This window comes from Ligilactobacillus sp. LYQ139, assembly GCF_045033025.1.
GTDB lineage: Bacteria > Bacillota > Bacilli > Lactobacillales > Lactobacillaceae > Ligilactobacillus.
On sequence record NZ_JBJFZW010000001.1, the window covers coordinates 70,525 to 84,836 of the forward strand.

A 14,312-nucleotide genomic window follows, 5' to 3' on the forward strand; every position below is an offset into this window, starting at 1 on the left:
TGCGGGTGGTTTAATTGACTATTTTAATTGTTTTAGTGCATCCTTCTGGGCTTCCTGGTTAACGTGGGTGTACAGGTCCGTTGCGGAAGTCCCTTTTTGTCCAAGTTGCTGGGACACCAGCACCTGATCCTTAGTGATTCCATAGAGCTCTGAGGCAAGGGTGTGGCGTAGTTTATGAGGAGTGAGCGGGTGACCAAACGCGGTGGAATACTTCTTGATTAATTTTTCAATTGAATTGTACGTAATTCGGCGGACTGTTCCGTGGTACTGCGTTAGGAAAAAGGCGCGCTGCTCCTTCGGCGGGTTATAGCGCTCCTGCCGAATTGCCACGTAATCTTGGATATACGGCATAACCCACGGGGCAATCGGCACGGCGTCCCGCATTCCACCTTTCCGGATAACATCTAGCATGCCATCCGTCAGGTGTAAGTCCGCCACGTTAATATTTGCTGCTTCCGACACCCGAACCCCGGTACCAAGAATTAGAGCAGCAATACAGATATCCCGTTCCTTATTCTTCTTAAACGCTGCCTTAGCACGCGGATCACAGTCCTTTTCGTACTGATTTTGCATGTATTCAATAAACTCATATTTTCGTTCGCCAGTGTACATGTGGGTTTCCAAATTATGCGCCCGGTAGTTCAAGGTTTCAGTCGCGTTCAATGAATCAACCTTGAGCATGACGTTTTGGGTAAAATACGGCTTACCGTCAACCGTATCGGCAGTCACCGTTAAAAACTTAAAGAGTGAGCGGAGTGCGTTAATCGACCGGTTAATGGACGTTGGTGAATTGGAACGGCCTTGCTTGTTCGGTGAATGTTTCAAATAATCAATGTATAGCATAATGTCCGTTCGCCGAAGTTTAGCTAGCGTATCAACTGATACAGTCGTATTTTCAGTTGCAGCCGTAATGCCAGCTTCCCGCAGCCAATTAAAGAACCGTCGAAATTCAGTCAGGTACTGGTAAATTGTTGTGACCGAATGATTCGTCTGCAAGTAAAAATCACGGATATAATCCGGTAAGTGCTGCAATTCCTTTTTGATTAACGGTAAGTACCGATCATGATCCATGGATAAAAATCCTCCTTAAAATGAAATCTTGGTTACGGGGGAGATGCGTCTGCTCCGAATAACTTGTTATTAAAATTATAGTTTTAATGACAGAAATCGTCAAGCTGAACCAGGGGGTTTTTACATAACATACTGGTTATTACGATCTTTTTTATCCAAAAATAATTAAGTCCAATAACTAGCCATGCGTTTCCCATCGGTCGCATATTTTTTCGATAGTTAGTCCAATTTAATGTGTGCTGAGAGACGCGCTGAGCAGTTGCGTTCGGTTATTATAATGAGAAGATGATAATCACGACCACTAATCATCAAAACCACGGTGCTTTAGCTGACGGAATAACCGGCGATCTGCAACGCCAATTAGCCAGCCTTGAAAAATTAACGCAAAGATGGTTCCAATATTAACTGCCCACAAACGATGCGTCAGCCAAACACAAAGCAACGTGATAATAACTGCTGGTAAGTAAACGGCTAACATTGCGCGGTTAGCATTGCCTTCAAAGAATTTAAACCGCACAATCTGCATCAAGTCATCACACGGATGTAACATCCAGTTAACCCGCTGGTATAACGAAACGCCGGCGGCAATCAGAACAATTCCACTAAAATCAAGAAAAACCCGCATAATTATCGGAAGCGTCATCAAAGAAGTATGCTCAAACCACTTGCTTAACCAGTTAACGAGCGCAGCAAATAAAACCATGAAAATCACGTTCTTAAATGTCCGCCAACCCTGTATTTTTCGGGTAATTAAGATGGTTGTGATTACCAACGCCACACCCCAATATATCATAATGAAACCAAGTGAAATATGCAGGGCGTGCGCTACGTTAACGCACGCAGCAGTCCACACCGGACTCCCCAGATTTAATGCAACGGTAAGGGCGTTGCCACTCGCGTTAAGGATAAGTCCGAGAATAAAAAAGATAATTAAGCGTCCATTGAGGTGCTGCTGGAACATGCGCATTTTCCTTTCTCCTCCATGATAATAATTAATAAACCGCCCTCTATTATATACTCATTTTTACTAGTAACTGAACAATATAAAAAACAGACCGTTAAGGATCTGTTTTAAAATTACTGATTATAGATCAAGGAGTTATTCTGATTCCTTCGCAAAATAAGCATAATTATCACGAGAACGTGAGGCCTTGACCACTGTGAAAAAAAAAAAAAAAACAACCAGCATTGCCAGTTGTTAAAATTATTCAGTTTAACCATTATGCATGAACAACCTGCATTTCAGGACACTCCCGCATCCGAAATAACTGCTGCTTTTGCCGATTAATTCCCCACTTGGTTCGGGCACTAATAATATGAACGATGTGGTTACGGTAAGTATTGTTCGCATCAACCGCCCGAAACGCATCATGGAGGTTCGGCACCGTTGCAGATACGATCCGGGTTTGGTGAGTACTTGTTTGGTAATCAGTTGCGTAAACCGTCGGTTGGTTTGTTGCGTACTTGTTATTCACCGGAATTAAGTAATAATGTTTCACGGTAATCCTCTTTCTAAATCTAGGCCTTATTCTATCCCTCATTTACAGTGAATATTATGCTCCTAATTTAGTAAAAGATTGCTGGTATATTCTGAATGATCTGTTAATTATTAACCAACAACTTTGAATTCCCTTGAGGAAGATCCAATAAATTCTTTAATTCTGGGGAGAAAAGATTTATCAAAAAAAGCGCAACCCCATGGTTGATCTGGAGTTACGCTCTTATACGAATATTAAGGTTTTTAAATTAATGGGGAACCTTCCCTAAAACCCATGGTCGGACAATTTTTTGCCAAGCATCCCCGTCAATCATTGTTCGGGGTAAAGGTTGTGACAAATCCTGGCCGGGTTCAATAATGGCATTATTTAAGGAAAAAGTAATTATGCCATGCCGGGCAAAGTATTGTTGTTCCTTATTGGTCCCCTCCCCGTATGGATATGCAAAATACCGGGATTTATACCCAATATGCTCTTTGAGGGCCTGTTCAGATTGCCAAAAATCTCGCGTAAACCAGCGATAATTTTTAGCGTACATCAAAAGTGGTTTGTTTTGCTGTAACCGGTGCATGTTGTAGGTGTGCACCCCGAACGTGACGTTAGAGTCATCCCGCATTTCTTTGAGTTGCGGCCACGTTGCTAACCGTGTTCCGTTATCATACCGCCCCGTATTTCCCGTTACGATAAAAGCAAGATATGATAAATGGCCAAGGCGGTTGAGCACCGGTGTAGCATTTTCCGGAAGCGTTGCATCAACATCGTCAAACGTCAGGGTAACATATTTGTGACGCAATGGCTTAGATTGCTTGGCAAGCTTAATTGCTTTGTCCATTGAAATGATCCGTACTCCATGCTTTTTAAGAAAAAGAAGCTGCTGGGTCAACTGCTGTTGCGTAACGGAATAATCATGAATCTGATCGTTATTCGATAACGTTAGTGTAATTGTCCGAAAAATCGACCGTCGCGCAACCCGGTGATAACACAGGACTAAGATTCCGTTTGAGTGAATTTCCTGGTTAGTAAGATGTCCCGTACTAACTTCGCGCTGAATGGTTCGTTGTTCCACAAACGCTTGGTATTCCTGATAGCCAATTACAGCAACCAAGGTAAAACAAATCGTAATAAAAAAAGTATGCCAATAACGTTTAATTAGGCAAGAAATGGCCTTAAGCATTAGTTCTCCCGCCGCTTCCGCTCAAGCGGATACAAAACCCGGAACCATGCGAACCGAAGAAGAGCGCAGGTGCAAACAACGCTCATCGCAATGAAAAGAACAATGCTCATTGCATGAAAGACTGTTTGGTTACAGTTAGTCAAGACATACATGTCAACCATCCAATCACTAAAATGCCGCATAAGGAAAAGAGCTAAAATGGCAAAGATAAACACTTGAATAACATTACCAACTAACATATAACCTAAGCTGAATGCCTTTTTAAACCAGTTAACAAACTTTTTAATCATCAATCTTCCCCCGATCTGATGCACCCCATGCTGCGAATTTCACTGAATCAAAGAGGTGATAAAACGCAGCAAAAACAACAACAATATTATTAAGCCAATACGTATAGAAGAAAAACGGTAAATACAACCAGTAATGCTTATAAGAGACATAGGCGTTTTTAAAATTAAATTTCTTAGAAGCCCAGTAAAATAGCACTGTTACCGCATAGTACGCAATCAACACTCCTAGGTTAATTGCCAGGTTGTGCAAAAACACATACTTGAAGAATACGCGAGTAATCGCAAAAGAAACGGCAAAGACCCACAAGTAACTGCAACACATGTCGGTTGCTAATAACTTCTGGCCGGTTGTTAACAACGGAAAGAATCCGATATGTTTCCGAAGAACTTCTAATCCACCACGCCCCCACCTAATCCGCTGTCTGACAAACCCCCGAATGGTTTCCGGAACGTAAATCTTACATAACGCGCGGGGTTGATACGTACAGTAATATCCCATATCGTACAGTCGCCACGTAACATCGATATCCTCAGTCATTGCCCCGGTACTCCACCCCCCAACCGCGTTTAGGGCGGTGCGCCGAAAAAGGGTTAATACTCCAGAAACCGTCAGAATATGTCCCAGAAAAAAGGACTGTGCTCGCTTAATCATGTCAATGTTCATCACGTATTCCAGGTACTGTAACTTTCCCACGAGCGTCTGAACGTTCTTAACTACTGGGCGGCCCGTAACGGCGGCAATCCGATTATCTGCCTTAATGGCGGCAACTAAGAGGCTGAGTGATCGTTTTTCAAAGGTTGTGTCAGCATCAATGCACAGAATATACTCTGCTGTACTTTCCTTTAACGCCCGGTTTAGTGCAGCGGCTTTGCCCCGGTTAACCGGCTGGGCCATCACGACGATATTGGTATAATTCATCGCAAGCCGCCGCATAATGTCCAGCGTTCCATCGGTACTCTTATCATCAACAAGAACCACATGAAAATTTTGGTATGAAATCTGTTCCAGAGAGCGAACAGATTTTTCCAAAACCGCCTCTTCGTTAAAGCACGACATGACCACGTCCACAGAGGGGCCATCATCTTCAACACCATCCGGCTTTTTAAAGAAATGACGCTCACTTAGGTTAAAGAAGACGGACCCAATTATCCACACTAAAGACATGACAATTGGATAGTAAAGTTCAAATTTACCTAACATTCCCTAAACTCCCAAGCTCATCGATAATAAGGATGTTTTCTGATATCTTCCTAAGTTTTGTTTAAAACCCGTAAGAATCACCCCACGTTCATAAGGATTCTTTTTTATTTAACCATGAATTTATGACGAAACTTTGGAATTTGGAAAATAAGTTTAAAGTTATTATTAAGTTTAAATTTATTATAAAAACAAAGCAAAAACTTGATTTATAGCATTTAAACCGCGCTCTTTATATTGGACCGTTTTGACGCATAAATTATGTAGCAATAACAAAGAGACTGCGATTCCTATCACAGTCTCCCAACGGTTACACTATATGAAAGGCTTTAAGTTTACCCATTAAAACCTGGCATCCATCTGTGCCCCATACCATTTCTCTCCCCGTTTTGTTTTATAACTTAAGCCATTAAAAAATGAAAAATCCACTATTTTAACTTACAAAAGAACTTACATCCTTTTCCAGAAATACGTTAAACATCCAGATTATTTTTTCCACGAGCACTCTTAAACTTAACCAGCATGGAGATCATCATCCATCAGCAGATAAAGTTTAAAAAACTGCTCGCTACACACGAACCAGTGAAGTTATTGCACGCTAACCCGTAGCTAGTTATTGGCATGCAACGTCTGTTCCCCGCTTTGTATGGCATCCCTTTATTCAAATTCAAGGATAATAACTATTTGTTTCATTGAAACAAATACAAGATGTGCGTTGTTAGCGGTTTAATAAATAATCATGCTTTTTATAAAAACACTGATCATTACGTGAGTTATGAAGTACTTCACCAATCGCTAATGTCGTTATTAGTCCGGTAATCATGAATAATCGCATAATAATTACGTGCCGTTAACAGGTAAATTAGCGCATACCCTATCCCAATTAACCCGGCAGTTGTCAAACTAACAAGGAGAATCATTCTTCCGTTATAAATGGAAAACAACTTTAACATGCTCCGTATTGCCGGAAAAGCAAAACACGTGTTCAGGAGTGCACCAGCAAGTGGCAAGAGGAAAACTGTTAGCACCTGAGTACGTACAATCTGCCGTGCTTCTCCCGCGCTCAGTCCCAGTTGAAAAAGCGTTTGGAACCGGGCCCGGTCCTGGAGGCCTTCAGCTAATTGCTTGTAATAAATTAGCATGACCGTCACAATAATAAAAACGACGCTGACGATGATTCCTATAAAGAATGCGCCCCCAAACAAGGTTGCTAAAAAGGGACCCTGCTGGTACTTCGCGGTGTATTCCTCGTTTGTAAGGTGCAACCGCGCTTGCAGGTCATCCGCAAACCGTATCTTGGCATGCTTTTTCCCAACCGTATTAAAGAATGTCGTGAACAACCACGGGGTGCGACTCGTTTGGACGCACTGTTTGCGGCTACTTAAAATTACAAACACTGGTTGGTAAACCGCGTGCTGGTAGTCATAAAATAACGGATACTTCTTCAGCTGGTGCACTACCGTAAAATGACGCTGATTAATGGTAAGGGTGATAAATTGCAACTGATTATCCGGGCAGTAAATAAGCGCTTGGTTATCCCGAAGGTGGTAATGAGTGCGGGTAACCCGGTTATACTCATTAACCGGGACAAAGGCAAGCTGGTATCGTGGCTTTGTTGGAGTAAACTGCCCGCTCTTCGTTAAATTTCCCATAATAGGCGCGGTCATGATACTTTGTTGGTAATCAGTAACCGCTAAATGGTGCCGGTGCGCGGTCTGATTAATTATTTGCCGCTGTGCTGGAGAAAACGGTTTAGCCGTTGCCGTAATAACATCCTCAGGATTCCACAACCGCATTAAGCTACGCTCCCCCACCATTAAACTAACAACCGCAATCATAGAAAGCAGAACACTGGTTACCATGACACAGATGCCCGCAAGGCTTGCTCCGTTTTGCCGCATGCGTTGCCGGAGACCGGAAATAATAATAAACCGTCGCCGGTGATAGTATAGCTGCCGGTTATGCTGCAACAAGTTTAATACGAGAATGCTTCCCGCAATAAAGCACCCGTACATGCCCACAGTTACCAGAACGATGATCAGCATAGAGGTGGGAATGGCGTCCAGCCCCGGTTTGCTAGTCATTGACAAGTAGTAGCCCGTCACGGTCGTAAGAATTCCGGCAATTCCCCCCAACCACGGAAGCCGGTTAATCGGCTGTCCCTTTGACTTGCCGGCTGAATGATAGAACAGGCGGAACAAAATTAACCCGCCGGAAATAATAATAAATATCTCCCCACACGTTTCTAGCGGGCCAACCAAGAGCGGCGCATGAAAGTGTGAAATACCAAGAATGCGGGCTAGCGTCATAAAAACGAAACGCTCAAAGTTAATTCCCAGTAAAAGTCCTAATCCTAAGCCCCCCACCGTAACGCATGCTTGCCGAATTACGATGATAAGTCGCTTGTTAAGCGGAGCCATTCCGAGAAGCGTGTATACGCGGAACTCGTGGGCCTCACTCCGCGCTGTCATGGAACTAACGTACACTAAAAAAGCAATCGTGATAATTATCGATAGTTCAAACGTCAAGTGAAGTAGAACAACGAGCTGCTTGCCGAAAAGAAGGTGGTGAATACTTTGGTTAGCGGTTACCGCAAGGATGATGTAGTTAACCGCTACAAGCAGCGCCATGGCAATCAAATTGGGACCGTAAATTCGCCGGTTGGCGTGCATTCCCCGAAATGCAAGTTTAAGAGCGATCATCAGCCCATTCCTCCTTCCTGCGGCGCAGTACTAAGGGCCAGTTGGGTTTGAATTAACGTTGCGGCGTACGCCGTTCGCGGTTGGTCTCCGCGGTAAATGTCATTAAACACCACCCCATCCTTGATAAAGAGGGTCCGCTGGGCATAACTGGCGGCCTCAGCACTATGGGTAACCATTACGATAGTCTGTTGGTGAGCGTGAACTTCCTGCAGCGTTGTCAATAGGGTCTGGGTTGTTTGCGAATCAAGGGCACCCGTTGGTTCGTCTGCCAGGATAAGGTCAGGGTGGGTAATCAGCGCCCGTGCGACCGCCACCCGTTGTTGCTGGCCACCCGAAATTTCGCCCGGATACCGCGCCAGGAGAGCAGCGATTCCCAGTGATTCCGCTAATTCATTAACCTGCTTCTCATAGTACCCTCCCTTCTTACCCGCAAGAATCGCGGGTAAAAGAATGTTGTCCCTATTATTTAACTCTGGTAACAGGTTAAAGTGCTGAAAAATAAAACCAATGTGCTGCCGGCGAAACCTTGCGCAAGCCGCTTCGCTAAGAGACGTAATATCATGCCCAGCAAGCATCACCGTCCCCGCGGTTGCTGGGGTAAGGGTGGCAATGATATTAAGGAGGGTTGATTTTCCCGCACCGGATTCCCCCATAATAGCAACAAATGATCCCCGTTCAACGGTCAGATTAATATCACGCAGGGCGGGGACCTGGTTCGTCCCCCGCCCAAACGTTTTCTTAACGTGGGTTAGCTTTAAAAAAACCACTTTAAAGTCCTCCTTATTCTTGATAAACCCAGTATATAAAGAGCCACTAGCCCGTTTTCTTACAAAACTGCCAGCAGCCTTACAATTTGTTATTTTTCAGTTTGTTCGGTGTAAACGTAAGGTGAAAGGTCGTTCCCTGATCAATAACTGATGAGACCGTCACCTTAATCCCCAAAACGGTGCATACCTGACGAACGAGGTACAGCCCCATTCCAGTTGCATTAGGATTATGGATGCGCCCATTGTGTCCAGTAAAGCCCTCCTTAAAAATCTGCGGTTGATCAGTTACGGGGATCCCGTACCCCTGATCACTAATCAAAACCGTTTGATCATGAACACTAATCATAATGGTCCTTCCTGGTAAGCTATACTGAACAGCGTTAAGCAATAACTGGCGTACTACAAACGTCCACCAGGTGGGGTCCGTGAGTACCGTGATTGTCGGAGAAACGTCTAACGTGACTGCAATGTTCTTCCCGGTAAAAACCGGCTCTAACCGCCGGATCGTTCCGGCGATTGATCTGCGGAGGTTGACCACCGTAAATCCAAGGTCATTATGAATAAGACGCAACCGTTCCGCCGCGAGCAACATTTCAACCTGATGATTAACCGCCGTTAGTTGGGTTGTTAACCTTTGACGCTGCCGTGGTGGACACTGAAGGGCTTCTAACTTAAGCGCTGTGAGCGGGGTTTTAAGTTCGTGGGCCCACAATTCAAGGTATTCGTGACGCTGATCCGTTAACTTACTAATTTCTAACTCAAGGTTCCGCTTCTCCCGCCCTAACCGTTTTAATTCGTGAAGATAAAGTTGATCACGGAAAGAAGCCGTAAAAGCATAATCATGCTGGCGTAACCGGGAACGAACTTGAAAAAAACGAATTAGCCTGCCGGCCCCCCACACAACAACCATTGGCCAGGAAAACTGAAAAAATAGGAGGACAATTTGGTGGGTCCCAGGAACCAATTCTGTGAGAACTATAAGAATACCCAGCACCACTCCGTACCCAATAATAATTGGAAACAGCGCGGCAATGACCCATCGCATAACTTTTGTTATTCGTTCCACCGGTAACCCCTCCCCCGGACAGTTTCAATCGGCGTGTGTGTGTTGCGGAGAACTGCAACCTTTTTCCGAAGGCGACTAACATTTGTTGTTAATGCATCGTCGTTAATAAAAACATCAGCGCTCCACAGCGCACTTACCAGCGTTGAACGCATTACGGGTTCCGGTGCTGCCGTGAGCAGTAGTCGCAGAATGATTCCTTCCGTGGGCGTTACCCGAATCGTAGTGCCACCACACGTAAGTTGGTTAGTAACCGGGTTAAAGGAATAGGTGCCCCGAATGACTTTATTAGTTGCTGTATTCTGAAGAAGGAGGTTAATTTTGGCAAGAAGGTAGTCGATAGTTAGTGGCTTTTCGATGAAATCACTTGCGCCAGCAGCAATTGCCCTGCTGCCCGCTTCTGCGGTTGTTGCTGCCGTAATAAAAATAATGGGAACGGTTGGTAATGCCTGGTGAAGTTGGGCAGTCCAGTAAAAACCATCATACGTTGGGAGCGTAATATCCATTGTAATTAATGCCGGTTTAAACGCAACGGCCTCGGCGGTCACGTTTGCCCACGACTGAACCGTTGCCACCGTATGCTGCCACTTTTTCAAGGCAGCAATTAACGGGGTTGTAATTGCTAAATCATCCTCAACAACAAAAATTCGCGCCATCATCTAATTCCTTTTCTAGTTCAACACTGCAGCAACCTGTCTTCTTTAGTGATACTTTACCCGAGTATACCAGTTATTGCACCGCAATTCATCAGTAATAGCAACCACTTTCTTGCCAATGAATCACAACAACCAGGGCAACATTTAAAATGCCCTGGTTGTTTAAATTAATATTTCTTGATAGACTGTTATCCTTAATTCCGCGCCTTAAAGTGATAGGTCTTAGCGGTATAATCCTCGTGCACAAGCGGATCATACAACCCCATCCGCATTAACTCATCACCACCGTATACCGTATGGGTTGCTAGGTCCTCGTACTGTCTCTGTGGGTCGAGTCCGACCAGCTTAGTAACGTGCGCGCACGGCTGACCGCTGGATTGCGTGTGGAATGTATCAACGACCACTTCCCGCTTATCTGGAGAGACAAACATCCAGCCACACCCGTTTGTCGTATATGGATTCCGCAAACGGTAAAAGTCACCAAACTGAACAAGCGGGCGAATTTCCTTGTATTCGGCAACCTGTTGTTTAACCTGTTTCTGCTCTTCTGCCGTTAACTTCGTAAGGTCAAGCTCGTAACCAAACGTTGCACTCATGGCCACGGCCCCCCGCGTTGCAAAGGAAACGCTCCGCCCCGTTTGCTGGTTGGGAATAACCGAAACGTGCGCCGTGAAGCCACTATTCGGGTAGAACAAGGACGTTGCGTACTGAATCTTCTCTCGTTCATAAGCGTCGGTACAGTCACTCGTCCAGGACTGCGGCATGTATGCCAGCATTCCGTAGTCGATCCGGCCACCACCACCAGAGCATCCTTCAAACAGGATGTCCGGTAAATCCGTCGTAATCCGCTCTAACATGTCGTACAATCCCAAAACAAACCGGTGGTAAACCTCCCCCTCCTGATCAGGCGCTAATCCAAGGGAGTAAACATCGGCCAAATGACGATTCATGTCCCACTTCACGTAATCAACGTTGTTTTCGCGGAGAATTTTTTCCACCTGAGCAACAATATTATCCCGAACTTCTGATCGGGTAATGTCCAGGATATACTGGTTACGGGACGGTGACGGCTGGCGCCCAGGGACCTGCATCAGGTAGTCCGGATGATCTTCATACAGCTTGGAATCAAATGAAATCATTTCTGGTTCGAACCACAGCCCGAACTTCAACCCCTGTGCGTGAACGTAATCCACGAAATGCTTAATCCCGTGCGGAAACTTCTTTTGGTCCACAAACCAGTCGCCCAAAGAACTGTTATCGTCGTCCCGGTGGCCGAACCAACCATCGTCTAACACAAACATTTCGATCCCGAGTTTCTTGGCATCATCAACAATTGGGGTTAAGCGTTCTTCGTTAAAGTCCATAAACGTTGCTTCCCAGTTATTAACCAGAATTGGGCGCTCAAGATCCCGCCACTTTCCGCGGGCAATCCGCTCGCGCGCAATGTGCTGGAGGGTGTTACTCATTCCGTTAAGTCCATTTGGTGAGTACGCCACAAGTGCTTCGGGAGTCTGGAAGTCATCCTCCGGGTTCAGTTTCCACGTGAAGTTATAATCGTTAATTCCCGCAACTACCCGCGTCTGTTGAATCTGATCACGTTCAACCTGCATAGCGTGATTCCCCGAATAAATTAAGGAAATTCCGTATGCTTCCCCCGTATTCTCCGTTGTGGTCGGGTCCACCAAAGCGATAAAGTTACTCATCTGGTGGCTGGTGGTTCCCCGCCGACTTTCATATGAGTGCACGCCACGGCTCAGTGGTGTCCGCTCCATCTGGCGTTCACGAGCGTGAGCCCCTGGTAAACTAATAATCTCAAAGTCCCGTGGAGCGAAGTCTAACTGTAATGATGCCGCTTTTTCCAGGTAAACCGGCGTATCAGCGTGGTTAATAATGCGGGTTGACCGGGCAATTACCGCGCGCCCCATAAAGATGGAGTATCGGAGTTCTAGTTCCAGGTGCGCCACTTCATCTACAAGGGTGACCACGAGGGTTTCGCCCTCATCACCGTCCTCAACGTACGTACTCGGCAACCCTTTAAGCGCTGGCTTTCCCGTCTCAATCCGGTAATCGGAGTACTTGAAGCGTGTTGCCCGCGAACCGTTTTCCTGCCGGACAATCACCGCCGGAATCCGGTAGTCACCGATACCATTGGGAGTGTATTCCTGAAGCAGCGAATCCGGGGAGTATGTCCTGTCAAGGGAACCCGGCAAATTACCCGAAAAGCCCCGATCAGCGTACGGGTACTGGCGCTGCCCGTGGTAGGCATGGATCCGCTGGCCGTAGTACAGGTGGCTTAATAAATCCCCCTTTTCAATCTGGAATAGGTACGAAACCTGATCGTTATGCAGGTGAAAAACCCGCTGTTCTTCATCAAACGTGATCATTTTGCTCATGATGACCCCTCCTGTTAACAAGTAACCGCTTTCTTTACGCTTTTATTATACTAAACGTTACTAAAAAATCAAGGCAACATTGCATAATGTTTACTAAACGGAATCCTTCTATGAAACAATTGCTTTCCTCCCAAGAACTAAGTAAAATAGAAGACTACGATGAAAGTGAGGTAATTAAAATGACAACTAAAATCTACCCTGACCGGGAAATTTGGGAATACGTTGACCAAGAATTTGCGAAACGCGACATTTCGCTCGCCATGATTGCCCAGCACGCTTACGATCACCAGGTTCAATTTAACCCAGATATTACCATCGACGAAGCACAGTTGGCCGTAGGCAAGGTTTTAAAGAAGCGGGAAGTCCTTAACGCCCTGCTGGTGGCCCTTTCCCTGGATAACTTAGCAAACGAACACAAGCTACCCGAACCACTACAAACCATCATCGCAGAAGATAACAACTACTTTGGCGTGGATGAAATGCTGGCAATCAACGGAATTGCCCAGCTGTACGGATCAATTGCCGTATCGAACTTTGGCTACCTGGATGTGCATAAATCAAGCACTGCCCGGCGTCTCGATCAGAATCAAAAAAACGGCGGCCGGATTGCCACAATGCTCGATGACTGTATTTCAGCCATCCAGGCGTGCGCGGAGGGCTACCTTGCCCATAACATGGCCCAGGATGACCTTGATTAAGGGTCTATTAATGAGGGATTCCTTTCAATTTGAAGAAATTTATGGTAAAGTATCTTAAGTCTTATTTAAGATAATTTTTATTTACTGGGAGGAATCATTCGAATGGATAAGGAAGAACAAAAGCAGACGGAACAAACGGCAACGTTTGAAGGCACGGCTAATAAGAAGCCGAAGAAGTGGCTCGTTCCGACAATCATCGGTGCTGTGATTGTGATTGTGTTGGCTTTGTGTGGTGGTGGCTACTACTACCACTTCACCCACACGATGAAGGACTACATGCCAAACAGTTACGTTACCTTCAAGCAAACAGATTCAAAAATGACAATGCACATGCTTGGTCAAAAGGAAACTAACAGCGCTTCCTTCATGAACGGAAAAACAGGGTTTGTTCTTGCTAAGAACGGGAAATTCTACAACCTAAAGAAGGCAGAAGTTCCTTCAAAGGAGTCGGTTGCCAGCTACGTCAAGGGAAAGGACGCTCTTGGAACTTACGAATTTAAGGGAAATGACAAACTTATTCTCCACTTTAGTCTTAACAAGCTAGAGGAAACGAACCCGGACTTAAAGGACCTTGAAGGTGATGGTGTGAAGTACAAGGGGAAGACCGTTGATTTCACGTTCTCTGACATGAAGGGAAGCCTTCAAAAGGAACTCAAGGGCAAGTCAAACATGACGATTAAAATGTCCATTGACAAGTTAAACGCTACGGGCAACATTCACGGAAACGTTACAAACATGAAGGTTACCCGCCGGTAATTGTCCCAGTTCTCTTAAATAAAAAAGATGGGATGTGGTTACAGCCAC

At 45.3% G+C, this 14,312-nt stretch carries 13 protein-coding genes; 2 read left to right on the forward strand and 11 right to left on the reverse strand.

Annotated features, from left to right (window positions below):
* Positions 1 to 18: 18 nt before the first annotated feature.
* From xerS to ACI3E1_RS00380, 11 genes are all read right to left on the reverse strand, one after another.
* Positions 19 to 1,071: a tyrosine recombinase XerS gene (gene xerS / locus ACI3E1_RS00330; protein WP_405023691.1), complete on the reverse strand. Its 1,053-nt coding sequence runs from the start codon at positions 1,069 to 1,071 to the stop codon at positions 19 to 21.
* Between the two features lie 301 nt (positions 1,072 to 1,372).
* Entirely contained in the window at positions 1,373 to 2,038 is a 666-nt protein-coding gene (locus tag ACI3E1_RS00335; protein ID WP_405023692.1) for a YitT family protein, read from the reverse strand.
* A 253-nt stretch (positions 2,039 to 2,291) separates the two neighbouring features.
* Positions 2,292 to 2,570 (reverse strand): hypothetical protein, encoded by a 279-nt coding sequence (locus ACI3E1_RS00340; RefSeq protein ID WP_405023693.1) that lies wholly within the window; start codon positions 2,568 to 2,570, stop codon positions 2,292 to 2,294.
* Positions 2,571 to 2,817: 247 nt separating this feature from the next.
* Positions 2,818 to 3,741: a polysaccharide deacetylase family protein gene (locus tag ACI3E1_RS00345; RefSeq protein WP_405023694.1), complete on the reverse strand. Its 924-nt coding sequence runs from the start codon at positions 3,739 to 3,741 to the stop codon at positions 2,818 to 2,820.
* The gene (locus tag ACI3E1_RS00350; RefSeq protein WP_405023695.1) at positions 3,741 to 4,031 is read right to left on the reverse strand and encodes a hypothetical protein; all 291 of its coding nucleotides are present in this window, start codon (positions 4,029 to 4,031) and stop codon (positions 3,741 to 3,743) included. Before ACI3E1_RS00350 ends, ACI3E1_RS00345 begins: the two co-directional genes overlap by 1 nt.
* Positions 4,024 to 5,232 carry a glycosyltransferase gene (locus ACI3E1_RS00355; RefSeq protein ID WP_405023696.1) on the reverse strand — a complete coding sequence of 403 codons (1,209 nt, stop codon included), beginning with the start codon at positions 5,230 to 5,232 and terminating at the stop codon, positions 4,024 to 4,026. Before ACI3E1_RS00355 ends, ACI3E1_RS00350 begins: the two co-directional genes overlap by 8 nt.
* Before the next feature lie 782 nt (positions 5,233 to 6,014).
* Positions 6,015 to 7,931 carry a hypothetical protein gene (locus ACI3E1_RS00360; RefSeq protein ID WP_405023697.1) on the reverse strand — a complete coding sequence of 639 codons (1,917 nt, stop codon included), beginning with the start codon at positions 7,929 to 7,931 and terminating at the stop codon, positions 6,015 to 6,017.
* Positions 7,931 to 8,698: an ABC transporter ATP-binding protein gene (locus tag ACI3E1_RS00365; RefSeq protein ID WP_405023698.1), complete on the reverse strand. Its 768-nt coding sequence runs from the start codon at positions 8,696 to 8,698 to the stop codon at positions 7,931 to 7,933. The genes ACI3E1_RS00360 and ACI3E1_RS00365 overlap by 1 nt, the downstream gene beginning before the upstream one ends.
* A 79-nt stretch (positions 8,699 to 8,777) precedes the next feature.
* Positions 8,778 to 9,764, reverse strand: a complete 987-nt coding sequence (locus ACI3E1_RS00370; RefSeq protein ID WP_405023699.1) for a sensor histidine kinase — start codon at positions 9,762 to 9,764, stop codon at positions 8,778 to 8,780.
* On the reverse strand, positions 9,752 to 10,420 hold the full coding sequence (locus tag ACI3E1_RS00375) for a response regulator transcription factor (RefSeq protein WP_405023700.1): 669 nt from the start codon (positions 10,418 to 10,420) through the stop codon (positions 9,752 to 9,754). Before ACI3E1_RS00375 ends, ACI3E1_RS00370 begins: the two co-directional genes overlap by 13 nt.
* A 191-nt stretch (positions 10,421 to 10,611) precedes the next feature.
* Positions 10,612 to 12,810, reverse strand: a complete 2,199-nt coding sequence (locus tag ACI3E1_RS00380) for an alpha-galactosidase (RefSeq protein WP_405023701.1) — start codon at positions 12,808 to 12,810, stop codon at positions 10,612 to 10,614.
* 179 nt (positions 12,811 to 12,989) lie between these two features.
* Between ACI3E1_RS00380 and ACI3E1_RS00385 the strand changes: the two genes are divergently transcribed.
* Entirely contained in the window at positions 12,990 to 13,508 is a 519-nt protein-coding gene (locus ACI3E1_RS00385) for a phosphatidylglycerophosphatase A (RefSeq protein WP_405023702.1), read from the forward strand.
* A gap of 102 nt (positions 13,509 to 13,610) precedes the next feature.
* The gene (locus ACI3E1_RS00390; protein ID WP_405023703.1) at positions 13,611 to 14,264 is read left to right on the forward strand and encodes a hypothetical protein; all 654 of its coding nucleotides are present in this window, start codon (positions 13,611 to 13,613) and stop codon (positions 14,262 to 14,264) included.
* Positions 14,265 to 14,312: the final 48 nt, after the last annotated feature.